Origin of the sequence: Promicromonospora sp. NPDC050262 (assembly GCF_040655935.1) — a bacterium.
Taxonomy (GTDB): domain Bacteria; phylum Actinomycetota; class Actinomycetes; order Actinomycetales; family Cellulomonadaceae; genus Promicromonospora.
This window is the reverse complement of sequence record NZ_JBFAKX010000008.1, coordinates 91,714-114,315: the sequence shown is the minus strand read 5'-3', so window position 1 is coordinate 114,315 and position 22,602 is coordinate 91,714. Positions and strand designations below refer to the sequence as shown.

Genomic DNA, 22,602 nt, shown 5'->3' with positions numbered 1-22,602 from the left:
GCCGGCCGCGTTGTCAGGCCCTGGTGCCGCGACGGCGTCACCCGGGCCTGACGCGGCCTTCGCCCGGTCTCAGACGGTTGCGACGTCGACGAGCTTCTCGAGCCCGATGAAGTCGTCCGGGTTGCGCGTGATCACCGGAAGGCCCTCGGTGAGCGCGACAGAGGCGATGAGCAGGTCGGCGAGGCGGCGGCGGGGCTTGCGCCCCTGAGCGACGACTGCTGCGTAGACCCTGGCGTAGCTGCGGGCGGCTTCGATGTCGAACGGGATGGGGTCGAACGCGGCTTCGGTTCTCTGGAGCCGATCCTGGCGGCGAGCCCGCTCGGTCGCGTCGGTCGTGGCCGCGGGCGCCGCGGCGAGCTCCGCCAGCGTGATGGCGCAGATTGCTATCTCGACGGGTAGATCGGCGGCCGGGATGTTCTCCAGGTCGATCACCACCGAGGTGTCGAGGAGTCCCTGAGGCAGGCGCTCAGCCACGAGGCTCGATGTCCTGGTCCACGTACTCGTCGATGTCGTCCCGGATGGAGCTCCAGTCGAGCTTTGGTGCGTGACGGAACATCTCCACCGCAGCCTGGGCGGTGACAAAACGCTGGCGCCGCAGCGGGCGCAGCTCACCGACGGGGTGCCCGTTGCGGCTCACGATGAAGGTGTGGCCCTCATCCAAGGCGCGCATGATGCGCCCGCTGTCGTTGCGCAGCTCTCGCTGGCTGATCTGCTCTGTCACACCCACGACTGTAGCATGGCGTGCTACAGTCGGTTCCGGGCCAAGGCGCCGCCTCAGCGGGGGGCTGGGCGTCAGAGCGTGGCCGACGCCAGCGCCTCCTCGTGCCCGTCCAGCGTGATCTCGATGCGGTCCATGTCGGTGAGCGACACCGCCGTCGACGCGTCGAGGCCCGTCGTCTGGCCGCCCGACCACGACCACGTCGCCGCGACCGTCCGCGCCCCGTCCCGCCCGACCAGCACCAGCTCGTACCGGATCGGCTCCGGCGGCACGTAGACGCCCTCGGGCGGCTGCTCCCCGGGATCCGGCGGGTAGTGGCAGCTCCACCGGAACTGGGTGCCCCAGGCGGTGGGCGTCGCCACCACCTCGGCGCGCATGTCCGCACCGGCCACGGGCCGCAGCTCGATGGTCCGGGCCGCGGCGGCGGTGGCCGACGGCGGGGCGGTGCCCCCGGCGTCGGGCACCCCGCCGTCCGGCGTGCCGAACAGGCCGCCCGCGGTGAGCACCGAACCGCCCACCGCCCCGGCGACCACGAGGGCGCTCGCGGCCACGGCACCCAGCGCCCGCCGCCGGAACCGGGACCGGCGGGCGGCGCGGGCGAGGCCCGTGAGCGGGACGACGTCCGCCGGCCGCCCGGGGGCGGGCTCGCCGGGCGGCGCTCCGCCGTCGGGCAGCCCGGCCGGCCCGGGTGCCTCGGCGACGAGCGCCTCCGCGTGCGCCGGGCTGATGGTGCCGAGCAGGCCCGGCAGGCCCGCGAGCTCCGCCACCGCCGCGCGGCACGCGGCGCACTCGGCCAGGTGCCGCTCGTAGGTGCGCCGGTCGCTCGGGCTCAGGGCGCCGAGCACGTAGGCCGCGTCCCACTCGGCGTAGCGGTCGCCGCCACCCCCTGACTCTGCCGCGGGGATCATGCCGTGACTCCTTTCTCCTGCAGCGCCAGGCGCAGCGCGCGCAGCCCGTAGTGCAGCCGCGACTTGACCGTCCCGGCGGGGACACCCAGCTCGGTCGAGAGCTCGGCCACCGAGCGGCCCCCGTAGTACGCGCCGACCACCACCGCCCGGTGCGACGGCGAGAGCGACAGCAGCGCGTCGGCCACCAGCCACGAGTCCAGCACGGACTGCGTGGTGTCGCGCTCCTCGCGGTCGGGCAGGTGCCCGGTGGAGCGCTCGCGGGTGCGGCGGGCGCTGCGGAGGTGGTCGACGGAGAGGTTCCGCGCCACCGTGAACAGCCAGGCGCGCACGGAGTCCTCCGAGCGTTCCAGCACCTCGGGGTGGCGCCACGCGCGCAGCAGGGTCTCCTGCACCACGTCGCGCGCCTCCTCCTCGTCGCCCGTGCGGCGCACGACGTACCGGTACAGCGCGTCGGCGTGCGTGTCGTGCACCGCCTCGAGGAGCTCGTCCTCGGCACCCACGAGCGGCTCCTTCCGTGTGTGTCGGCTACCCGGTCCGGTCGTTACCGCATCACTGGCCAGGGGCCAGCTGCAGCGAGAACTCGATGCTGCCCTCATCCTCCACCGTCACGAACCCCAGGTCCGGCGCCTCGACGCCGAAGTCCTCGAACGTGATCGGCACGCTGCCCACCACCTGCACCGGGTCACCGCTGGTCGCGTCACCCGCGACCTCGGCGTCGACCGTGGCCGGCTGCGTGACGCCGTGCACGGTGAGGTCGCCGGTCAGCTCCACCGACGTGGCGCCCTCCTCGATGGGCGCCGGCTCGGTCAGCACGAACGTCGCGGTCGGGAACTGGCCCACCTCCATCGCGGTGTCGCGGAAGTACCCGTCGCGGTTGGCCTCGTCGGTGGCGACGCTCGCGATGTCCACCTCGATGTCGGCGGCGGTGATCGCGCCGTCCGCGACGGTCACCGACCCGGTGACGTCCTCGGTGCGCCCGGTCACGGTCACGTCCTCGCCCTGCAGCACCTCCTCGACGCGGTAGCCGGCGAACGACCCGTCCGTCACGGTCCAGGTCCCGGCCGCCGCCTCGGCGTCGGGCAGCGGTGCCGCCGACGCCGCCAGGCTCGGCGCGTCCGCGGCGGCCTCGTTGGCCCAGTCCGCGTACAGGCCCGGTCCGAAGACCGCCGCCGCCCCGCCGATCACGACCACGGCCGCTCCGACGCCGATGCCTACCTTTGCCCCAGTGCGCACGCTCCGCCCCTCTCGTTCGCAGGCCGACCGGATATCGGCCTCTGCCCCTACTACGGGTGAAAGGGCGTACCGGTTCAATCGGACGGCGAAGAGGGGCACGGGTTCCGATGAGCCTGCGGCCCCGGTCCGGTCGATACTGACGGGATCGTGCGTCGCGCGGTCCGCCCGGGCACATCTCGCCCGAGCACACTCCGCCCGAGCACGCCTTGCCCGAGCAGACCTGGAGGCATCATGACCGACACCTTCGACGTCGACGTGACCCGCGACCTCGACGGACCCGTCGAGGCGGCCTGGGCCGCATGGAGCACCCCTGACGGCCTGCGCGCCTGGTGGGGGCCCGGCCCGTTCACCTGCCCCGCCGCCGAGGTCGACCTCCGGGTGGGCGGCCGCGCGCTGCTCGCGATGCGTGCCCCCGCCGAGTACGGCGGCGGGGATACGTGGTCCACCTGGGACTTCACGGTCGTCGAGCCGGTGCGGCGCATCGAGTACACGTTCCGGTTCAGCGACGCCGACGGCGTGCCGCAGGCCCCGCCGATGGACGACGTGCCTGCCGAGGGGCACCACGAGGTCGAGATCACCGGCCTGGGCGACGGGCGCAGCCGCATCCACATGGTCGAGCACGGGTACACCAGCACCGCGGCCCGCGACATGTCGCGGCAGGGGCTGGAGGCGTGCCTCGACAAGATGGCGCGGTACGTGGCGGGCTGACCCGTCGCGGCCGCCGGTCATGGCTGCACCGGTCGGCGGCGCGGCGCGCGGAGCAGGACCAGGGCGAGGGCCACGAGCAGCAGGCCCGCCGCCGGTGCCTGCGCGAGCGCGGCCGACGCGCCCCAGGTGTCGGCGGCCCGGCCCGCGAGCGACGCCGCCAGCGCTGATCCGGCCGCGCTGGCGGAGTTGTTCCAGGTGAACGCCTGCGTGAGGACAGATGGGCGGACCGAGCGCTCCGTCAGCACGGTGAGCAGCACCAGGGTCGGCGGCACGGCGGCCTCCGTGAGCACCAGGGCGACGCCCAGCCAGACGGCGGACGGCGCGAGCGGCAGCAGCGCGGCGGTCGCCGTCAGCCACCCGGTGGCCAGCACGAGCTGGAGGCGGGCCGGCGTGCGGCGGCGGCGCAGGCCGTAGAGCCAGCCCGACAGGAGGCCGGCCACGCTCCCGGCGGCGATGAGCGGCGTCGCCGCCCCGGGTATCCCGTGGCCGACGGCGAAGGCGGCGACCGCCACCCCCATCGTGCCGAAGTACAGGCCGATGGCCAGGTTCAGCAGCGCCAGGATCAGGAACGCCGGCGCCAGCAGGGCGGGCCGTTCGCCGCGGAACCGCCCGGCGCCCCGCCGCGGCGGAGGTGCGGTGCGGCGCTGCAGGGCCAGGGCCGTGCCGCCGGCGAGGATCAGCCCCGCCGCCAGCAGGCTGGCCGCCGTCGTGCGGCCCGCCGCGCCTAGCGCGGTGACCAGCACCGGCCCGAGCAGAAAGCTGGTGGCGTTGGCCAGCGACTCCAGCGAGAACGCGCTGGGCAGGTCGTCGGCGTCGCCGCGCAGCAGGTGCGCCCAGCGGGCGGCGGACAGGGCGCCGAGCTGGGGGACGGCCGCACCCGCACAGCCCGCGGCGACGACGGCCACGGCGGGCGTCGTCGACACGAGCACGCCCACGACGGCGGCGCCGTGGGCGACGAGGTACAGCGGGAGCACACGGGTCTGGCCGAACCGGTCGACCAGACGGGCGAGCTGCGGGCCGACAACCGCCTCGGCCAGGGCGAAGACCGCGGCGGCGAGGCCGGCCGTGGCGTACGAGCCGGTGCGGGCGTGCAGCAGCCACACCAGGCCGAGGCCCGTCATGGCGATGCCGACACGGCCGGTGGTGGCGGCAAGGAAGAAGGCGGCGGCGCCGGGCGCGCGCAGCAGGGAGCGGTAGCCGGAGGCGGCAGCAGACATGGATGTCCTTCGTCGCCGCCCGGCGGGAGGGGCCACCCGGGGTCGCCGGCGCCTGATGCTGCTTCGGGTGCGACCCGTGGCCCGCCAGGGGACATCCAGGACTGCGGTGGGACGGGACACGCGCCCCTGCCGCCGCCCCCGACACCGGGCGGTACACAACGTGGTGCCCGGGCCGATGCGGACCCGGGCGACTGCCAGGGACGTTAGCAGGCCTGCCTGGTCAGCGGAACCTCGTCGTGCCGGGCCACGCCGAACGTGCTGCCGGGGTATCGCAGACCGGAGAAGTACATGTTGGTGTGGGCCACGATCTGCTCGCCGGTGATCGGCACGCCGTCCCACTCGGTGTCGCGGGTGGTGTGCGCGTCGCTCACGAGGGTCACGTCGTAGCCGAGCGCGGCGGCCCGCTGCGTCGTCGTGCGGACGCAGAAGTCGGACTGCGCGCCCGTGACGACCAGCCGCGTGGCGCCGAGCGCGTCGAGGACGTCGCGGAGGTCGGTGTCGGCGAACGAGTCGCGGTAGGCCTTGTGCACGAGGGCCTCGTCGGGGCGGCGGGACAGGCCGTCCGCGAGGGCCCAGCCCGGTGTGTCCCGCTCCAGTCCCGGCTCGTGGTGCTGCACCCAGACGACGGGCGTCCCGGCGTCGCGGGCCCGCTCCACGAGGGCGGCGGAGCGGGTGACGACGCCGTCGGCGTCGAAGCAACCGTGGACGACGTCGGCCTGGAGGTCGATGACGAGGACGGCGGTGGTCATGAGCAGGCAACCTCGTAGAAGTCGTCGGGATCGGCGAAGGAGAACTGGTAGCAGATGGACTCGACCTCGCCGGTGTAGCCGCCCATCCAGTTCGTGATCTCGCGGGAGTACCTGACCACCACGTGGCCCGACGACTCCTCCACGACCGTCCCGTCCTCGATCGACTCCGGCACGGCCCGCAGGTGCAGCTCGTTGCGGTCCAGGTCGGCGAGGCGCCAGGCCCACCGGTCCTGGGCGGTGTCGAACGCGGCCGTGCCGATCGCGACGAGCAGGACGACGGCCGCGGTGAGCACGGCCGCCACGATCCAGCCCGCGCGGTGGCGGGGCCTCGGGGGCGTCATGGGTCGTATCGTGCCAGGTGAGCGGGCCGGCCAGGGCGAGCACGGTGCCGTTCACGGAGCGCGCGGTCCGACACGGTGCTACCGGGCCAGGCGCATCGCGATGCTCGCGGGCGCCGTCTCGACGAACCCGAGGCTGCGGTACAGCGGCCGGCCGGGCTCGTCCGCGTTGAGCGTGACGTACGGGTCGGCGGGCGCGCGGTCCGCGATCTGGTCCAGGAGCCAGGACATCACCCGGCGGCCGAGGCCTCGGCTCTGGTGCTGGGGCAGCGTCGCGACGTCGGCGATGTGGAAGTACCAGCCGCCGTCGCCGAGCGTGCGGCCCATCGCGACGGCCTGGTCCGTCGCCGCCTCGCGGACGTGGCAGAAGGCCCAGCTCGACGTCAGCGCGGGCGCGGCCTGCTCGGCGTTCTTGGGCGAGAGGCCGGAGGCGGCGCGCAGGTGCAGGTACTCGTCGACGCTGGGCGCGGTGGGGACCAGGAGGTACGGGTCGTCGCTCATGAGAGCACCCTAAGCGCGCGCTGCGGTGACGGGGCCGCCCGCTACCGTGGCTGCGCATGACGCATGCCGACACCGAGATCGACGCCGACCTGATCCGGGAGCTGCTTCGTGAGCAGCACCCCGACCTGGCGGAGCTCCCGCTGGAGCTCGGGGCGCGCGGCTGGGACAACCAGCTCTGGCGCCTCGGGGACGACCTCGCCGTCCGGCTGCCGTGGGCGACGGACTCGGCGGACGAGCTCCTGCGCAAGGAGCACGCCTGGGTGCCCGGCCTGGCGCCGGGACTCCCGCTGCCGGTCCCGGTGCCGCAGCGCCTCGGCGAGCCGGCCGAGCGGTTCCCGCGGCCGTGGATCGTCACCACCTGGGTGCCGGGTGCGCCCGCCGACCGGGCCCCGGTCACGCGGGGTGCCGAGGCGGCGCGGGTGCTGGGCTCGTTCCTGACCGCGCTCCATCGGCCCGCGCCGGAGGGGGCGCCGTCGGGCCGCGGTCGGGGCGGGCCGCTGGCCCAGCACACCGCGGGGTTCGCGGGGCAGCTTGCCGAGGCGGCGGAGCGGGGGCTCGTCGCCGACCCGAACGCCGTCCGCGCCGTCTGGGACGATGCCGTGGCCGCGCCCGAGTGGGCCGGGCCGCCGGTGTGGCTGCACGCTGACCTGCACCCGGCCAACGTGCTGACGGCGGACGGGACGTTCTGCGGAGTCATCGACTTCGGCGACCTGTGCGCCGGTGACCCGGCCTACGACCTCTCCGCGCCGTGGCTGCTCCTGCCCGACGGCGGGGTCGACGCCTTCCATGACTCATACCGGCCGGGTGTCGACGCCGCGACGCTCCGTCGGGCCCGGGGCGTGGCCGCAGCGAAGGCACTCGTCGGGCTGCTCATCGGGGAGGCCGGCGCGCACGGGCGGCCGGGCGGCAAGGCGTCGTGGGGGCCGCCGGGACGCGCGGCGCTGGAGCGGCTGCTGGCGACGGCCTGACGTGGGGCGCCGGCGCGCGGCGCCACCCGGCTGCCGGCCGCCCGCCCCGGCTGCCGGCCGCCCGCCGTCGTCAGGCGGCGAGCTCCGCCAGCAGGCGCTCACGCAGCCGCACGAGCTGGTCGGCCGACTCGGCGGGGCCGACGCCGTCGGTGTAGACGGTGGCGGCGGCGACCTCGCCGGCCAGCGGGTCCGCGACCCAGGCGGCGATCCAGTCGCGCCCCTCGATGATCCAGTCCTTGCCCCGGCCGGCGATCGCGCGCTCGCGCAGCACGGTCACCGACCGCTCGGGGTCGCGGCTGGGCAGCAGGTGGACGACGTCGGGGACCGGTGCCAGCGCCCGCCGCACCTGGTCGGCGTGCTCCGGGCCGGTGAAGCTGGTGTAGCCGGCGCCGAACGCGATGACCGTCTCCGGGTGGTCCTCGACGACGCGCCGCACGGCGTGGGCGCGGGCCGGCTCCCACTCGCGTTCGGCGGCGGCCCAGCCGACGGCGTCGTCCCGTTCGAGCAGGCGGCCCAGGTCCCAGCCGACCTCGGCGCAGTAGGTCCAGGCGATGTCGTCGATGTCCACGAACGGGAGCCCGATCCGCTCGGCGACGAGGGCGCCGAGCGTGGACTTCCCTGCCGCGAGCGGGCCGACCAGGATCATCGAGAGCCTCCCCTCTCTGGGTGAAATATCCCAGTATCACCCATAGGTCGGTCTCAGCTCCTGGAGGCGCTCCGGGGCTCCGGCCGCGTGCTCGTGCCCCGCGGCGCGATGTCGGCGACGATGGAGCGATGGTCCGCGTGCTGGGCGTCGACGTCGCGAAGAAGTACTGGGTCGCGGTCGCGAGCGACCTGCACGTGTACGCGGACCTGACGTTCACCGGCGTGCTCGCACAGGCCGACGTGGACGGTCGGGTCGAGGTGGTGGGCGTCGACATGCCGATCGGCCTGCCCGCCGGCATCGGATACCGCCGTGCCGACGTGCAGGCCCGTCAGGCTGTCGGGCCGCGGTGGCCGTCGGTGTTCATGACGCCGCCGTCCGCGGCACTGACGGCGGACACCTACGCCGCGGCGCTGGAGACGACCCGGCGGGTGACGGGCAGGGGCCTCAGCCGCCAGGCGTGGGCGCTCAGGCCGCGGATCCTCGAGGTGGACGACGTGGTGCGATCGGCCGGCCGGCGCATCGTGGAGGTGCATCCCGAGCTGTCGTTCGCCACCCTGGCCGGGCGTCACCTCTCGGCGCCCAAGTCGACGTGGGCCGGGCTGGAGGACCGGCGGGCCCTGCTCGCCGGGGCCGGGTTCGCGCTGCCGGCCGACCTCGGGCGTCCGGGGCAGGTGTCCGGACCGGACGACGTGCTCGACGCCGCCGTGGCGTGCTGGACCGCTCGCCGCGTGGCCGACGGCATCGCGCGGGTGTATCCCGACCCGCCGGAACGGCTCGACGGGATCGACGCCTGCATCCGGGCCTGACCGGCCGCTAGCTCGATCCGGGCCGGTGGTGGTCGAGGTAGTTCTGCGTGGTCGTGAGGCTGGTCATGTCGGGCATGCGGTCGAGGTACACCAGGCCGTCGAGGTGGTCGATCTCGTGCTGGAAGACGCGCGCCGCGTACCCGCTCACCTCGGTCGTGATCGTCTGCCCGGTCTCGTCGGTGTACCGGACCGTGATGCTCTCGGACCGGGGCACCTGGCCCAGGTACCCGGGAACGCTGAAGCAGCCCTCCCAGTCGAGCACCGTCTCGGCGGAGCGCTCCAGGACGGTCGGGTTCAGGATCTGGATGAGGCCGGTCTCGGGCCGGTCGGGGAAGACGTCGGTCCGGCGTACCTCGACGATCGCGGCCCGCACCGGTACGCCGATCTGCGGGGCGGCCAGCCCGGCACCGTTCAGCTCGCGCAGCCGGGTGGTGAGGGTCGCCAGGAGGTCGCGTGCGTCGTCGTCGGCGTCGATCTCCGACGTGGGGGCCTTCAGCCGGGGGTCGCCGATCGTGACGAGGTCGTCGTCGGCGACACCCTTGATCCAGGTGTCGTCGCTGCGGTGCTGGGTCACTCGATTCCTTCCGGGCCGGGCGTGGTTCCGCGCCACCGTACCCGCGGCATGGTTGCGTGGGGCGCATCCACGTGCGGCTCAGGCCGCATCACCAGGGGAGACACATGTCGGACGCACGCCGGGACCGGCTCGCCGGGCTCCTCGCCGAGGCCGCCACCCGGTTCGGCGTGATCCTCGACGGCGAGCCGGTCCGCGGGGCCTACGACCGGACCCTCGCCGTCCGGACGTCGGGCCCGGCGTGGCTGCGGGTCACGGCGCAGCCGCCCGAATGGGCCCGGGGCGAGATCTGGGACGGCATCGCCACCGCCACGGGCGAGCCGTTCGGCGACATCCCGATGCCCCGGCACCTGCGGTCCGCGGAGTGGGCCGCGCCGTGGGACGACGTCGACCAGGTCGTCCGGGCGGACCTCATGACCTTCGTGGACCAGCCGGCCGTGGGTACCGGCCTGGTGCTGGAGCACCCGGTCGACCTGCCCGACACCTGGTGGGCCGGGCTCCGGGCCGGGCTCGACACCCTGCGCCGGGTCGCGACCGAGCGCCGGGTCCTGGACCCCGACGCCGTCCGGTCCTCGATCCTGGCCCTGTTCGGCGTGGAGATCGACCTCGGCCGCGTCGAGTGGGAGGTCTCCCACGGCGACCTGCACTTCGGCAACCTCACCGCCCCGGGCCTGACGATCCTGGACTGGGAGTACTGGGGCCGGGCGCTCGCCGGGTACGACGCCGCCGTCCTCGCCTGCTCGGCGATCCTCCAGCCCGACGTCGCCGCCCGCGTCCGCGCCGAGTTCGCCGACGTGCTCGACACCTACTCCGGCGCCGTCGCCCAGCTCGCCGCCGCCGACAAGTACCTGCGCCTGGTCGGCATCGGCGCGCACCCGGAGATCGCCGTCCCGGTCCGGCGTCAGGCGGAGGCCGTCATCCGGGACCGGCTCGGCTGACCGGACGCGCGTGTGGGGGCTGGTCGCGCGGTGGGCGCCGTCAGGCTGCGGGCACGGGGCGGACGGCGTCGAGCCCCAGGGTGCGGTTGAGCTTCCCGGTGATCCGTGTGGTCGCGGTGCGCGGGAGGAACCGCGGGAGCCAGGACGCGACCTGGTTCAGCCGCCGGCCCGGGTACGACGAGCTCCTGCCCCGTGCGAAGTCGTCGAGGGTTCGGCGGGCCACGTCCTCGGGGGAGTCGAGGAACCGCGGGTTGACGGTGTGCGAGGTGCCCTCGAAGAACGCGGTGTCCGTCCCGCCGGGGTGCGCCGCCATGACGTGGACGCCCGTACCGCGCAGCTCCTCGGCCACCGCCTCCGTGAACGACAGCACGAACGCCTTGGTCGCGGCGTAGCCGGCCTGGAAGGGCATCGGCTGGAAGGCTGCCGTCGAGGCGACGTTGATGATGCCCCCGTGGCCCCGGGCCGTCATCGGGGTGCCGAGCCCGTGGGTCAGTGCCATGAGCGCCCAGACGTTGAGGTCCACCGCCGTCTGGGCGGGCGCGAACGGGCGGTCCAGGAAGGGGCCGGCCGGCCCCATGCCCGCGTTGTTGACGAGCAGGTCGACGGGTACCGAGTCGAGGTCGCGCAGGAGCGCGGCGACCTGGTCACGGTCCGTCAGGTCCGCCGCGTGGGTGGTCACCGCGACGTCGTGCCCGGCGCGGATCCGGGTGGCCAGCTCGTCGAGCGCCGGAGCCGAGCGTGCGACGAGCACGAGGTCCGAGCCTCGCCGGGCGAGCTCGGTCGCGTAGGCCGCGCCGAGCCCGCGGGAGGCCCCGGTCACGAGGGTGGTGGTGCCGCGGTAGCTGTACATGGTCCGCCTTCGTCCGTGAATGCTTCGAGTCTCGAAGTAGTTCGGACCCTAACACCTTCGAGTCTCGAACTAACAGAGGCTAGGATCGCCGGATGAGCCAGACCGATCTCGAAGCCGTCGTCCGGGCGAACCACGAGCTCTTCATGGTCACGGGCGACCGGGCGGCCGACGTGGTCGCACGGCACCGGCTCACGCTCCAGACGGCGCAGGCGCTGTGGGTCATCGACCCGGAGGAGGCGCCGCCGTCGATGAAGGTGATGAGCGAACGCCTGCACTGCAACGCGCCGAACCTGAGCTTCGTGACCAACCAGCTCGTCGAGCGGGGCCTGGTCGAGCGCGCCACCGACCCGCACGACCGCCGGTCGCGCGTCGTCGTCCTGACCGCGGAGGGCAGGCGCGTGCGCACCGAGATCATCGCCGGGACGCTGGACCGGACCCCGTTCGCCGGCTTGGACGCGGACGACCTGCGGGAGCTGGCGGGGCTCCTGGCGAAGGCGCTCGTGGCGCGGGACGACACGGCCGCCCCCGAGCAGGCCGCGGGCTAGCGTCCGGGCGGCTCAGGAACGCGAGCCGCTCACTTCCGCGGGCCTGCGACCTCCAGCAGCAGGTCCACGAGCCGCTCGGCGGCGTCGGGCACCCCGATCTTGCGGGCGGCGTCGGCCATGCGTTCGCGCCGTCCGGCGTCGTCCAGGAGCCCGGCCAGCGCCCCGCGGAGGTCCGAGAACGTGAGGTCGCCCTCCAGGGCGACGGCCGCGCCCAGGTCCTGCAGCCTGCGGGCGTTGTGCGCCTGCTCGTTCCCGGCGGACGACGCCAGGGGGATCAGCACCGCGGGCTTGCCCAGCGCCGTCAGCTCGGCGATGGTCCCGGCCCCGCTGCGGGAGATGACGACGTCGGCCAGGGCGAGCACGTCCGGCAGCTCCGCCCCGACGAACCCGAGCACGCGGTACCGCGCGGCCAGCTCCGCCGGGAGCGTGGCGGTGCGCTCGAACATCTCCTTGAGGTTGTTCGGGCCGCACTGGTGGATCACGTTCGCGCGCTGGAGCATCCAGGGCAGCGTCTCGGCGACCAGCTCGTTGATCTGCACCGACCCCTGCGCGCCGCCCGTGACGTACAGGACGGGCAGGTCGGGGTCGAACGAGTCGAGGCCCAGCGCGTCGACGGCCTTGAGCGGCTCGCCGGTCAGCACCTCGGCGCGCACCGGGTTGCCCGTCACGACGGCCCGCTCGCGCACGGCCTCCGGCAGCAGCTCGATGGTGGACGGCGACGACACCGCGACGCGTGTGGCCCGCTTGGCCAGCAGGCGGTTGGCCAGCCCGAGCCGCACGGTCTGCTCGTGCACCACGAGCGGACGGCGGGCCAGGCCCGCCGCGATGCCGACCGGGACGGCGACGTAGCCGCCGGTCGACAGGATCACGTCCGGCTTGAACTCGGCCACGATCGACCGGGCCTGCGCCACGCCGAGCGGCACCCGCGCCATGTCCTTCATGTTGCTGGCCGACAGCATGCCCAGCGGGTTGGCCGACCGGCGCAGCTTGCCCGTGGCCACCGGCAGGAACCGGATGCCCTCGGACGCCGTGACCCGGGCCTCCAGCCCGTCGGCCGTGCCCGCCCACAGGACGCTGACGGCGGTGCCCGACTCGGCCAGCCGGGCCTGCAGCGCGCGCAGCGTCGTGAGCGCCGGATACGTGTGGCCGCCGGTCCCGCCACCGGTGACGAGCAGTCGGAACTCGGACGGCTGTGAACTCACGAGACATCTCCCTGGACGGCAGCGGAAGGGGGCGTGATCCCAACTCTAGGGGGTCGACGGCGGTCGTCCGCTTCGCCAGTGAGGTACGGATAGTCGCAGTTCAGCGGCCCTCCTCGAAGGTCAGAGTTTCTCCTCTTTCAGCGCCCGCAAAGCGGAGAAACTCTGGCCTCGAAGGGGAGTGCGGGGAGCCCTCCGACGGCCCGCGGTGAGACGTAGATCACCGCGCCTCCAACCTCCGGCTGGCCGCCCGCGTGGGTCGGCAGGTGCGCCGACGACCGTCCGCACGAGGTGTGGTTCCGCCCGGGCCTCATACGATTCAACTGTGTCGCCGCTTCCGCCTCTTGCGGTCGTTCTGAACGGCGGGCCGTCGGCGGTCGACTGGATGATCGCGATCGGAACCCTCGCCGCTGTGCTCGTCGCGCTCGTGTTCGGCGGGGTCGAGTACTACCGGGGCACGGCCGACCGGAGAGAGCAGGCAACCGAGCGCCGGCGCGCACAGGCCACGCTCGTGAACGCCTGGCTCGAGGTGCACATCGAGCCGGATCCACCCGAGCTGCTCGCGGAGTACAGGATCCACAACGCCTCGGCGGCGCCCGTGTACGAGGTGGTCGTCTCGATCCCGGCGGGCTTCATGGGTGACGCTCCCCGCCTGGAACCGTGGGGCATGCTCACCCCGACGGACAGGCCGCGGGTCGTCGGGGAGCCGGAGGTCGTCCACTTCGCGGACGACCAGGACGTCCAGCTCGAGCTGACGTTCCGCGACGCCGCCGGCCTGTGGTGGAGGCGCGGCACCGACGGGATCCTGCACGAGCTGCCCGGTAACCCGCACGTCACCGCACCCCGAGCCGCCGGCTGACCTCGCGCGCCGCCCGGGTCGCCTGCTCCGCGAGGCCGGCCCGCGCGTCGTCGTCGTACGCCTCCGAGCGGAAGGTGATCGCGAGCCCGGCGACCGGGCGGCCCGTGTGGTCGACGACGGCAGCGGCCACCGACGCGAAGCCCGCCGTCACCTCGCCGTCCTCCACCGCGAAGCCGCGTGCCCGCGCCAGCCGCAGCACGTCGCGCAGCTCGCGCAGGGTGTGCGGTCCGGCGCCGGTCAGGTCGGTGAACGACCCCGGCGTCGGGTACAGGGCGCGCACCTGCGCGGGCGGCAGCAGCGCGAGGACCGCTCGGCCGCTGGCGGTGAGGTGGCTCGGGAGGTGCACGTCGACGTCGGTGACCAGGGGCGGGCGCCCCGCCGCCCGCTGCTCCACCAGGTACAGCACCTCCCGCCCGTTGAGGACGGCGAGGTGCCCGTTCTCGCCCGCGGCCTCCACCAGGCGGGCGACGACGGGCGCGGCCAGGCGGGTGAGCGGCGCCTGCCGGGTGTACGCGCTGCCCAGGCCGAGGGCCGCCACACCCAGGCCGTAGCGGCGCTCGTCGGGGAAGTGCCGCACGAAGCCCTCGTCGCCCAGCACCGACAGCAGGTGGTAGACGCTGGACCGGGGCACCCCGAGGCCGTGCGCGATCGCGCCCGCGGGGACCGGTCCGGGCTGCGCCGCGAGGAACGAGAGCAGCCGCGCTGTGCTCCGCGCGGCGGGAACGGCACTGCTGCCGGCCACTGTTTCCTCCCGGGTGCGTTGTCTCGTATCCCAGACTCTATCGATGCCCCCGCCCGCGCCGGAGGGGCCGGGGCGAGGTTCGATGAGCGCATGAGCACCCTGCACGACGCGGCAACGACGCCCGCCTCCGGCGCGGCCGGCACCGAGGAAACCACGCACGTCGTGCTCGACGGCACCCCGCTGACCGTCGAGCAGGTCGTCGCCGTGGCCCGCCACGGCGCGACCGTCGAGATCCACGCGAGCGCGCTGGCTCGCATGGCGCAGACCCGCGCCGTCATCGACGACCTCGCCCACGACGCCGCGCCACACTACGGCGTCTCCACCGGCTTCGGCGCGCTCGCGCGTCGGCACATCCCCGCCGAGATGCGGGCGCAGCTCCAGGTCAGCCTCGTGCGCTCGCACGCGGCCGGCTCCGGGCCGCAGGTCGAGACCGAGGTGGTACGGGCGCTGCAGCTCCTGCGGCTTGCGACCCTGGTCACCGGCCACACCGGCGCGCGTCCGGTCACGGCGCAGACCTACGCCGGGATGCTGAACGCGGGCATCACGCCCGTCGTGCACGAGTACGGGTCGCTCGGCTGCTCCGGCGACCTCGCGCCGCTCGCGCACGTGGCGCTCGCCGCGATGGGTGAGGGGCGCGTGCGGGTCGGGGCACACGAGGTCGACGCCGCCCGGGCCCTCGCCGACGCCGGGATCGAGCCGCTGGTGCTCGCCGAGAAGGAGGGCCTGGCTCTCATCAACGGCACCGACGGCATGCTCGGCATGCTCTGCCTCGCGCTCCACGACCTGCGGCGCCTGCTCACCACGGCCGACGTCGCGGCGTCCCTGTCCGTCGAGGCCCTGCTCGGGTCGGACGCGCCCTTCGCCGAGGACCTGGTCGGCCTGCGCCCGCACCCCGGGCAGGCGGCGTCCGCGTCGAACATGCGGCGCCTCCTGGCGGGTTCGCCGCTCATGGCGAGCCACCGCGAGCTGGACGACGCCGGAAATCCCGCGTGCACCCGCGTGCAGGACGCCTACTCCCTGCGGTGCGCACCCCAGGTGCACGGCGCCGCCCGCGACACCCTGGACCACGCCGCCACCGTCGCGGGCCGGGAGCTCGCCTCGGCGATCGACAACCCCGTCGTCACGTCGGACGGGCGGGTCGAGTCCAACGGCAACTTCCACGGCGCGCCCGTGGCCTACGTGCTCGACTTCCTCGCCATCGCGGCCGCCGACCTGGCGAGCATGAGCGAGCGGCGCACCGACCGGTTCCTCGACGTCGCGCGCTCCGAGGGGCTGCCCGCGTTCCTCGCGCACGACCCCGGCGTCGACTCCGGGCACATGATCGCCCAGTACACGGCCGCCGGGATCGTCTCCGAGCTCAAGCGCCTCGCGGTGCCCGCGAGCGTGGACTCCATCCCGAGCTCCGCCATGCAGGAGGACCACGTGTCCATGGGCTGGGCCGGCGCCCGTAAGCTGCGCCGCTCCGTGGACGGTCTCACCCGGGTGCTCGCGATCGAGGTGCTCACGGCCACGCGCGCCCTGGACCTGCGGGAAGAAGCCCCCGCGGCGGGTACGGCGGCGGTGCACGACGTCGTCCGCGCCGTCGTGCCCGGTCCCGGACCGGACCGCTACCTCGCCCCCGAGATCGAGCACGTGGTGGGGCTCGTGGCCGGCGGACAGGTCGTGGCGGCCGCCGCGGGCGCCGTCGGACACCTCCACTGAACCCGCCCCGACCTGCCGACCTGAGCCGAAGGAGACCCAAGTGAACCAGCCGTACGACCGGGGGACCCCCGTACCCGTCCGCGCCGCGCGCGGCACCACCCTGACCGCCCGGAGCTGGCAGACCGAGGCGCCGCTGCGCATGCTCATGAACAACCTCGACCCCGAGGTGGCCGAGCGGCCCGACGACCTGGTGGTCTACGGCGGCACCGGCCGGGCGGCGCGGGACTGGCCGAGCTACCACGCGATCGTCCGCTCCCTCACGGACCTGCGCGAGGACGAGACCCTTCTGGTCCAGTCCGGACGGCCCGTGGGCGTGCTGCGTACCCACGAGTGGGCGCCGCGCGTGCTCATCGCCAACTCCAACCTCGTGGGCGACTGGGCCACGTGGCCCGAGCACCGGCGTCTGGAGCAGCTCGGCCTGACCATGTACGGGCAGATGACGGCCGGGTCCTGGATCTACATCGGCACCCAGGGGATCCTCCAGGGCACGTACGAGACGTTCGCCGCGGTGGCCGCCAAGAGGTTCGGCGGCACGCTGGCCGGGACCCTCACCCTGACCGGCGGCTGCGGCGGGATGGGCGGCGCCCAGCCCCTGGCGGTCACGCTCAACGGCGGCGTGTGCCTCGTGGTCGACGTCGACCCGGCCCGCCTGCACCGGCGCGTCGAGACGCGCTACCTCGACGTCGTCGCGTCCTCGCTCGACGAAGGGGTCGAGCTGGCGCTGGCCGCGAAGAAGGACCGGCGCGCGCTGTCGGTGGGCGTGGTCGGCAACTCCGCCGACGTCGTGCCGGAGCTGCTGCGCCGCGGCGTCGAGGTGGACGTCGTGACGGACCAGACCTCGGCGCACGACCCGCTGTCCTACCTGCCGTCGGGGGTGGAGCTGGCGGACTGGGCCGCCGAGGCCGAGAAGGACCCGGAGGGGTTCACCGAGCGGGCGCGCGAGTCGATGGCCCGGCACGTCGAGGGCATGGTGGGCTTCCAGGACGCGGGCGCCGAGGTGTTCGACTACGGCAACTCGATCCGCGACGAGGCGCGCCAGGGCGGCTACGGCCGGGCGTTCGACTTCCCGGGCTTCGTGCCCGCGTACATCCGGCCGCTGTTCGCGGAGGGCAAGGGCCCGTTCCGCTGGGCTGCGCTGTCCGGGGACTCGCGGGACATCGCCGTGACCGACCAGGCCGTGCTCGACCTGTTCCCGGACGACGACCACCTCGGCCGCTGGATCCGCGCCGCCCAGGACCGGGTCGCCTTCCAGGGGCTGCCCGCCCGCATCTGCTGGCTCGGGCACGGGGAGCGCGACGTCGCGGGGCTGCGGTTCAACGAGCTCGTCGCCTCGGGGGAGATCTCCGCACCGCTCGCGATCGGGCGTGACCACCTGGACTCCGGTTCGGTGGCCTCGCCGTACCGGGAGACGGAGTCGATGGCCGACGGCTCCGACGCCATCGCGGACTGGCCGCTGCTGAACGCCCTGGTCAACACCGCGTCGGGTGCGACGTGGGTGTCGCTGCACCACGGCGGCGGCGTGGGCATGGGGCGCTCGATCCACGCCGGGCAGGTGTCCGTCGCGGACGGGACGGCGCTCGCCGCCGAGAAGCTCGCCCGGGTCCTGGCGAACGACCCCGCGACGGGCGTGCTGCGGCACGTAGACGCCGGGTACGACGACGCCGTCGCGGCCGCCGACCGCGGCGGGCTGCGGGTGCCGATGCGGGAGGGGGCGTGACGGGTCCGGGCTTGATCCGCGTCGGCGGGCTGCTGGAGGCGATCGCCGACGTCGGGCGGGCGCCGTCCGGCGGGTACGAGCGGTTCGCCTGGACCGTGCACGACCTGGCCCTGCGCGAGTGGTTCGCCGCCGAGGCCGCGGCGCGGGGGCTGGACGTGACCGTGGACCGGGCCGGGAACCAGTGGGCGTGGTGGGGCGACCCGGACGCCGAGGGGCCCGGCGTCGTGACCGGCAGCCACCTCGACTCGGTGCCCGGCGGCGGCGCGTTCGACGGCCCGCTGGGCGTGGCGAGCGCGTTCGCGGCGCTCGACGCGCTGCGGGCCGACGGCGTCGTGCCCGCTCGGCCGCTCGGGATCGTGAACTTCTCCGACGAGGAGGGCGCCCGGTTCGGGCTCGCCTGCCTCGGCTCGCGGGCGGTCACCGGCACCGTCGGGGCCGACCGGCTGCTCGCGCTGCGGGACCGGGCGGGGGACAGCCTCGCGGACGTGCTCGGACGGGTCGGCCCGACCGGCGGGGTGGGCCGGACGGGCGGGGTGGGCCGGACGAGCGGGGCTTCGGACGGCGGTGCGCGGCTCGACCACTACGGCCGCGACGACGACGCCCTGGCGCGGATCGGCGTCTTCGTCGAGCTGCACGTGGAACAGGGTCGGTACCTCGCCGACCTGCCCGCCGACGAGGCGGCACCGGTCGCCGTCGGCGCCGCGATCTGGCCGCACGGCCGCTGGCGCGTCGACCTCGCGGGCGAGGCCAACCACGCCGGCACCACACCGCTGGCCCACCGGCACGACCCGATGCTCGACCTCGCGCGCCTGATCACCGACGTCCGCGCCGCCGCCGAGCATGCCGGCGCGCTCGCGACGCTGGCCAAGGTCGAGGTCGAGCCGAACGGCGTCAACGCGATCCCGTCGGGGGTGCGTGCCTGGATCGACGCCCGCGCGGAAACGGAACGGGCCGTCCGTTCGGTGATCGGTGATCCGCCGAGCAGCGAACTGTCGGGCGGCGAGCTGTCGGGCAGCGAGCCGCCGGGTGTCGATCCGCCGAACGTCGATCCGCCGAACGTAGGAGTCGTCGGCGCATCAGGGCTCACGGAGCGAGCAACCCTACGTTCGACGGCCGACGGCGGGGCTGGGGTCGGTGAGAGGGGCTGGACCCGCGGCGGCGGGCGGGGGCTGGCCGGGTGGCGGCCCGTCGAGGAGTCCTGGACGCCGGCCACGGTCTTCGACCCGGCGCTCGCGGCGCGGCTCGCCGACGTCGTCGGGCGGCCGGGCCCCGCCCTCCCTGCGCCGGTGATCGGCACGGGCGCCGGGCACGACGCCGGCATCCTCGCGGCGGCTGGCGTACCCACCGCGATGCTGTTCGTGCGCAACCCGTCGGGGGTGTCCCACTCTCCGGCCGAGTACGCCGAGCAGGCCGACTGCGACGCCGGGGTCGAGGCCCTGACCGCCGTCCTGGCGGACCTGCTGACGGACCCGGCCCTGCCGCCGAGCCGAGTCGCCCCGCCGGGCCGACCGGGCTGACCAGGCCGACCGGGCCCGCCATGATCCCCTTCGAGGCCTGAGTTTCTTCGCTTTGACAGGGCCGAAAGCGAAGAAACATAGGCCTCGAAGAGGATCACCGAACAGCGAGAGAGCGTGGAACGTGAGAGGAGAGCCGTGACGAGCTTCTGGTGCGAGCGGGCCTGGCTGCCGGGGCCGGGCGCCTCGCCCGGTGGTGCACCGGGCGGCGCGCCCGGAGGTGCACCGGGCGGCGCGCCCGGCGGTGCGCCCGGCGGCGTCACCGGCGGCGGTCCCGGCGGTGGAACCGGCGCCGTGTCGGCCGGGTCCGGCGCCCCCGGCCACGTCGTCGGGTCCGTCCGGGTCGAGACCGCCGGCGGGCGGATCGTCGCCGTCGAGCCCGGCGTCCCGGCGTCGGACGGCGACGTGCTGCTGCGCGGCATCGTGCTCCCCGGGCTCGCCGACGCCCACTCGCACGCCTTCCACCGCGCGCTGCGCGGCCGCACCCACGCTGACGGCGGATCGTTCTGGACGTGGCGCCAGGGCATGTACGCCCTGGCCGCCGCCCTGACGCCCGACCGGTACGAACGCCTGGCCCGCGCCGTCCTCGCGGAGCTGGTGCTCGGCGGGACCACCGCCGTCGGCGAGTTCCACTACGTGCACCACCGCCCTGACGGGACGCCGTACTCCGCGGCGCAGGGCGGCCCGAACGCCATGGCCGAGGCCCTGCGTCGAGGGGCGCGCGACGCCGGCGTGCACCTCACGCTGCTCGACACCTGCTACCTGCACGGCGGTCTCGGCCCTGGCGGGCACGAACCGCTCGCGCCGGAGCAGGCCCGGTTCGGCGACGGTACGGTCGAGCGGTGGGCGGGGCGCGTGGACGCGCTGCGCGCCGCCTGGGCCGACGACGACCGCGTGCTCGTCGGCGCCGCCGCCCACTCCGTGCGCGCCGTCGCGCCGGCCGAGCTCGCCGCGGTCGCCCGCTGGTCCCGGGACGCCGGCGCGCCGCTGCACGTCCACCTGTCCGAGCAGCCCGGGGAGAACGAGGCGGCGCTCGCGGCCTTCGGCGTCACCCCGACGCGGCTGCTGCACGACGCCGGGGCGCTCGGTCCGGGCACCACCGCGGTGCACGCGGTGCACCTGACCGACGACGACGTCGCGCTGCTCGGCGCCTCGGGCACGGGCGTCTGCCTCTGCCCGACGACGGAGCGCGACCTCGCCGACGGCATCGCACCCGGCCTCCGGCTGCTCCGCGCGGGCAGCCCGCTGTCGGTCGGCACGGACCAGCACGTGGGCGCCGACGTGCTCGCGGAGGCGCGGGGCGTCGAGGAGCACGAGCGCCTCGCGGGCGGCCGGCGCGGCGCGTTCGACCCGGCGACCCTGATCGGGATGGCGACGTCGGCCGGGCACGCGGCGCTCGGCCGGCCCGACGCGGGCCGGATCGCGGTGGGCGCGCCCGCCGACCTCGTCGCGGTGCGCCTCGACACGGCCCGCACGGCCGGGACCGACCCCGCGCAGGTTGCCCTGGTCGCGGGCGCGGCGGACGTGTCGGACGTCGTGGCGGGCGGCGAGCTGGTGGTGCGCGACGGCGTGCACCGGGCCGGCGACGTGGCACGGATGCTCGCCGAGGCGGTCGACGAGATCTGGGCCGCGGCGGCGCGGGAGCGCGGCGCGGGTCGGCCCGCGGGGGCACCCGTACGCGGGCGCGACACCGCGAGGAGCACCGCACACGACATCACCAGGGGGAGCGACGCATGAGCGTGCTGCTGACGAACATCGGCGAGCTGGTCACCAACGACCCGGCGCACGGCGGGTCGGGGCCGGCCGAGGGCGGGACCGTGCCGGGCGGGCGAGGAACCGCGGCCGACGGGATCGGCGTCGTGCCGGACGCCGCCGTGATCGTCGAGGACGGGCGCATCGCGTGGACGGGGCCGGCGGCGTCGGCCCCGGCGGCGGACGACGTCGTCGACCTCGAGGGGCGCTGCGTGCTGCCCGGGTTCGTGGACTCGCACTCGCACACCGTGTTCGCGGGAGACCGGGCCGCCGAGTTCGCCGCGCGCATGACCGGCGAGCCCTACACCGGCGGCGGCATCGCGACGACGGTGGCCGCGACCCGCGCCGCGAGCGAGGACGAGCTCCGGGCGCGCGGCCGGGCGCTCGTGCGCGAGATGCTCGCGCAGGGCACCACGACCGTCGAGATCAAGAGCGGCTACGGCCAGGACGTCGCCACCGAGGCCCGCACGCTGCGGATCGCCCGCGAGCTCACGCCCGAGACGACGTACCTCGGCGCCCACACCGTCCCCGCCGAGTACACCGCCGACCGCGCCGGGTACGTCGACCTCGTGACCGGCCCGATGCTCGCCGCCTGCGCGCCGCACGCCCGCTGGGTCGACGTGTTCTGCGAGCCCGCCGCGCCCACGGCGTTCGACGAGGACGAGGCGCGCGCCGTCCTCCAGGCCGGGCTGCGCGCGGGGCTGGGCGCGCGGGTGCACGGCAACCAGCTCTCGGCCGGCCCGGGGGTGCGGCTCGCGCTCGAGGTCGAGGCGGCGAGCGTGGACCACTGCACCCACCTGACCGACGCCGACGTCGCCGCGCTGGCGGACTCGTGGAGCCCGGCGGACGGCGGGCCGGGCACCGGGCACGGCACCGTCGCGACCCTGCTGCCCGCGATCGAGTTCTCCACCCGGTCCCCGTACCCCGACGCCCGCCGGCTGCTGGCCGCGGGCGTGCCCGTCGCCCTGGCCACGGACTGCAACCCGGGTTCCGGCTACTCGTCGTCCATGCCGTTCGTGGTGGCGCTCGCGGTGCGCGAGATGCGGATGAGCCCGGCAGAAGCCCTCTGGTCGGCGACGGCGGGCGGGGCCCTGGCGCTCCGCCGGGACGACGTCGGACACCTGGGCGTGGGCGCCCGCGCCGACCTGACCGTGCTGGACGCCCCGAGCCACACCTACCTCGCGTACCGCCCGGGCGTCCCGCTGGTGCACCAGGTCTGGCAGGCGGGCGCCCGCGCCGTCGGACGAAGCAGCCAGCCCAGGCCGACCACCTGACGGGCTGACTCGGCCGACTGACTTGTCCGATCTGCCGCGGGGATACTCCCCTTCGAGACCTGAGTTTCTTGGCTTTGGGCGACCCGAAAGCGAAGAAACTTAGGTCTCGAAGAGGATGTCGACCCGCGGGGGCTGGTCGACGCCGGCC

At 75.1% G+C, this 22,602-nt stretch carries 25 protein-coding genes; 11 read left to right on the top strand and 14 right to left on the bottom strand.

Going from position 1 to position 22,602, the window contains the following annotated elements:
• Positions 1-69: 69 nt before the first annotated feature.
• From AB0I29_RS14245 to AB0I29_RS14225, 5 genes are all read right to left on the bottom strand, one after another.
• On the bottom strand, positions 70-474 hold the full coding sequence (locus AB0I29_RS14245; protein WP_285107983.1) for a type II toxin-antitoxin system VapC family toxin: 405 nt from the start codon (positions 472-474) through the stop codon (positions 70-72).
• The gene (locus AB0I29_RS14240) at positions 467-721 is read right to left on the bottom strand and encodes a prevent-host-death protein (RefSeq protein WP_285107985.1); all 255 of its coding nucleotides are present in this window, start codon (positions 719-721) and stop codon (positions 467-469) included. Before AB0I29_RS14240 ends, AB0I29_RS14245 begins: the two co-directional genes overlap by 8 nt.
• Positions 722-792: 71 nt before the next feature.
• A complete protein-coding gene (locus AB0I29_RS14235) occupies positions 793-1,626 on the bottom strand; it encodes a zf-HC2 domain-containing protein (protein ID WP_357482343.1) in 834 nt (277 codons plus the stop codon).
• Positions 1,623-2,126 carry a sigma-70 family RNA polymerase sigma factor gene (locus AB0I29_RS14230; RefSeq protein WP_285108170.1) on the bottom strand — a complete coding sequence of 168 codons (504 nt, stop codon included), beginning with the start codon at positions 2,124-2,126 and terminating at the stop codon, positions 1,623-1,625. The genes AB0I29_RS14235 and AB0I29_RS14230 overlap by 4 nt, the downstream gene beginning before the upstream one ends.
• A gap of 49 nt (positions 2,127-2,175) precedes the next feature.
• A complete protein-coding gene (locus AB0I29_RS14225) occupies positions 2,176-2,859 on the bottom strand; it encodes a YceI family protein (RefSeq protein ID WP_357482340.1) in 684 nt (227 codons plus the stop codon).
• Positions 2,860-3,090: 231 nt separating this feature from the next.
• On the opposite strand from AB0I29_RS14225, the gene AB0I29_RS14220 reads away from it, so the two are divergent.
• Positions 3,091-3,567 (top strand): SRPBCC domain-containing protein, encoded by a 477-nt coding sequence (locus tag AB0I29_RS14220; protein ID WP_285108168.1) that lies wholly within the window; start codon positions 3,091-3,093, stop codon positions 3,565-3,567.
• A 17-nt stretch (positions 3,568-3,584) separates the two neighbouring features.
• Here AB0I29_RS14220 and AB0I29_RS14215 read toward each other — a convergent pair whose 3' ends face one another.
• The 4 genes from AB0I29_RS14215 to AB0I29_RS14200 all read right to left on the bottom strand — a co-directional run bounded on the left by AB0I29_RS14215 (position 3,585) and on the right by AB0I29_RS14200 (position 6,372).
• On the bottom strand, positions 3,585-4,784 hold the full coding sequence (locus tag AB0I29_RS14215; protein ID WP_357482338.1) for an MFS transporter: 1,200 nt from the start codon (positions 4,782-4,784) through the stop codon (positions 3,585-3,587).
• Positions 4,785-4,987: 203 nt separating this feature from the next.
• Positions 4,988-5,533 carry a cysteine hydrolase family protein gene (locus AB0I29_RS14210; RefSeq protein WP_357482336.1) on the bottom strand — a complete coding sequence of 182 codons (546 nt, stop codon included), beginning with the start codon at positions 5,531-5,533 and terminating at the stop codon, positions 4,988-4,990.
• The gene (locus AB0I29_RS14205) at positions 5,530-5,874 is read right to left on the bottom strand and encodes a hypothetical protein (RefSeq protein ID WP_357482334.1); all 345 of its coding nucleotides are present in this window, start codon (positions 5,872-5,874) and stop codon (positions 5,530-5,532) included. Before AB0I29_RS14205 ends, AB0I29_RS14210 begins: the two co-directional genes overlap by 4 nt.
• A 78-nt stretch (positions 5,875-5,952) precedes the next feature.
• Positions 5,953-6,372, bottom strand: a complete 420-nt coding sequence (locus AB0I29_RS14200) for a GNAT family N-acetyltransferase (protein ID WP_357482332.1) — start codon at positions 6,370-6,372, stop codon at positions 5,953-5,955.
• Between the two features lie 56 nt (positions 6,373-6,428).
• Here AB0I29_RS14200 and AB0I29_RS14195 point away from each other — a divergent pair, with 56 nt between their 5' ends.
• Complete coding sequence (locus tag AB0I29_RS14195) at positions 6,429-7,340, top strand: aminoglycoside phosphotransferase family protein (protein ID WP_357482330.1); 912 nt, start codon at positions 6,429-6,431, stop codon at positions 7,338-7,340.
• A 70-nt stretch (positions 7,341-7,410) separates the two neighbouring features.
• On the opposite strand, the gene AB0I29_RS14190 is transcribed toward AB0I29_RS14195, so the two are convergent.
• Entirely contained in the window at positions 7,411-7,986 is a 576-nt protein-coding gene (locus tag AB0I29_RS14190; RefSeq protein ID WP_285108161.1) for a shikimate kinase, read from the bottom strand.
• Positions 7,987-8,114: 128 nt separating this feature from the next.
• Between AB0I29_RS14190 and AB0I29_RS14185 the strand changes: the two genes are divergently transcribed.
• On the top strand, positions 8,115-8,792 hold the full coding sequence (locus tag AB0I29_RS14185; RefSeq protein ID WP_285108159.1) for a DUF429 domain-containing protein: 678 nt from the start codon (positions 8,115-8,117) through the stop codon (positions 8,790-8,792).
• Between the two features lie 7 nt (positions 8,793-8,799).
• Here AB0I29_RS14185 and def read toward each other — a convergent pair whose 3' ends face one another.
• Positions 8,800-9,366 (bottom strand): peptide deformylase, encoded by a 567-nt coding sequence (gene def, locus AB0I29_RS14180; protein ID WP_357482327.1) that lies wholly within the window; start codon positions 9,364-9,366, stop codon positions 8,800-8,802.
• 104 nt (positions 9,367-9,470) lie between these two features.
• On the opposite strand from def, the gene AB0I29_RS14175 reads away from it, so the two are divergent.
• Positions 9,471-10,301, top strand: coding sequence for a hypothetical protein (locus tag AB0I29_RS14175; RefSeq protein WP_357482325.1), 831 nt, complete (start codon positions 9,471-9,473; stop codon positions 10,299-10,301).
• A 40-nt stretch (positions 10,302-10,341) separates the two neighbouring features.
• Here AB0I29_RS14175 and AB0I29_RS14170 read toward each other — a convergent pair whose 3' ends face one another.
• Positions 10,342-11,151, bottom strand: coding sequence for an SDR family oxidoreductase (locus AB0I29_RS14170; RefSeq protein WP_357482323.1), 810 nt, complete (start codon positions 11,149-11,151; stop codon positions 10,342-10,344).
• 92 nt (positions 11,152-11,243) lie between these two features.
• On the opposite strand from AB0I29_RS14170, the gene AB0I29_RS14165 reads away from it, so the two are divergent.
• Positions 11,244-11,696: a MarR family winged helix-turn-helix transcriptional regulator gene (locus AB0I29_RS14165; RefSeq protein WP_357482321.1), complete on the top strand. Its 453-nt coding sequence runs from the start codon at positions 11,244-11,246 to the stop codon at positions 11,694-11,696.
• Between the two features lie 29 nt (positions 11,697-11,725).
• On the opposite strand, the gene AB0I29_RS14160 is transcribed toward AB0I29_RS14165, so the two are convergent.
• Positions 11,726-12,898: a UDP-N-acetylglucosamine--N-acetylmuramyl-(pentapeptide) pyrophosphoryl-undecaprenol N-acetylglucosamine transferase gene (locus AB0I29_RS14160; RefSeq protein WP_285108151.1), complete on the bottom strand. Its 1,173-nt coding sequence runs from the start codon at positions 12,896-12,898 to the stop codon at positions 11,726-11,728.
• 322 nt (positions 12,899-13,220) lie between these two features.
• Here AB0I29_RS14160 and AB0I29_RS14155 point away from each other — a divergent pair, with 322 nt between their 5' ends.
• Positions 13,221-13,754 carry a hypothetical protein gene (locus AB0I29_RS14155; protein ID WP_357482318.1) on the top strand — a complete coding sequence of 178 codons (534 nt, stop codon included), beginning with the start codon at positions 13,221-13,223 and terminating at the stop codon, positions 13,752-13,754.
• Here AB0I29_RS14155 and AB0I29_RS14150 read toward each other — a convergent pair.
• Positions 13,729-14,496, bottom strand: a complete 768-nt coding sequence (locus AB0I29_RS14150; RefSeq protein ID WP_357482316.1) for an IclR family transcriptional regulator — start codon at positions 14,494-14,496, stop codon at positions 13,729-13,731. The two genes, AB0I29_RS14155 and AB0I29_RS14150, sit on opposite strands and share 26 nt — an antisense overlap.
• 90 nt (positions 14,497-14,586) lie before the next feature.
• Between AB0I29_RS14150 and hutH the strand changes: the two genes are divergently transcribed.
• From hutH to hutI, 5 genes are all read left to right on the top strand, one after another.
• The gene (hutH, locus tag AB0I29_RS14145) at positions 14,587-16,197 is read left to right on the top strand and encodes a histidine ammonia-lyase (RefSeq protein WP_357482314.1); all 1,611 of its coding nucleotides are present in this window, start codon (positions 14,587-14,589) and stop codon (positions 16,195-16,197) included.
• Positions 16,198-16,237: 40 nt separating this feature from the next.
• A complete protein-coding gene (locus AB0I29_RS14140; RefSeq protein ID WP_357482312.1) occupies positions 16,238-17,914 on the top strand; it encodes a urocanate hydratase in 1,677 nt (558 codons plus the stop codon).
• Positions 17,911-19,431, top strand: a complete 1,521-nt coding sequence (locus AB0I29_RS14135; protein WP_357482310.1) for an allantoate amidohydrolase — start codon at positions 17,911-17,913, stop codon at positions 19,429-19,431. Before AB0I29_RS14140 ends, AB0I29_RS14135 begins: the two co-directional genes overlap by 4 nt.
• Positions 19,432-19,566: 135 nt before the next feature.
• Positions 19,567-21,165, top strand: a complete 1,599-nt coding sequence (locus AB0I29_RS14130; protein ID WP_357482308.1) for a formimidoylglutamate deiminase — start codon at positions 19,567-19,569, stop codon at positions 21,163-21,165.
• Positions 21,162-22,454, top strand: a complete 1,293-nt coding sequence (gene hutI, locus AB0I29_RS14125) for an imidazolonepropionase (protein WP_357482306.1) — start codon at positions 21,162-21,164, stop codon at positions 22,452-22,454. Before AB0I29_RS14130 ends, hutI begins: the two co-directional genes overlap by 4 nt.
• Positions 22,455-22,602 lie beyond the last annotated feature (148 nt).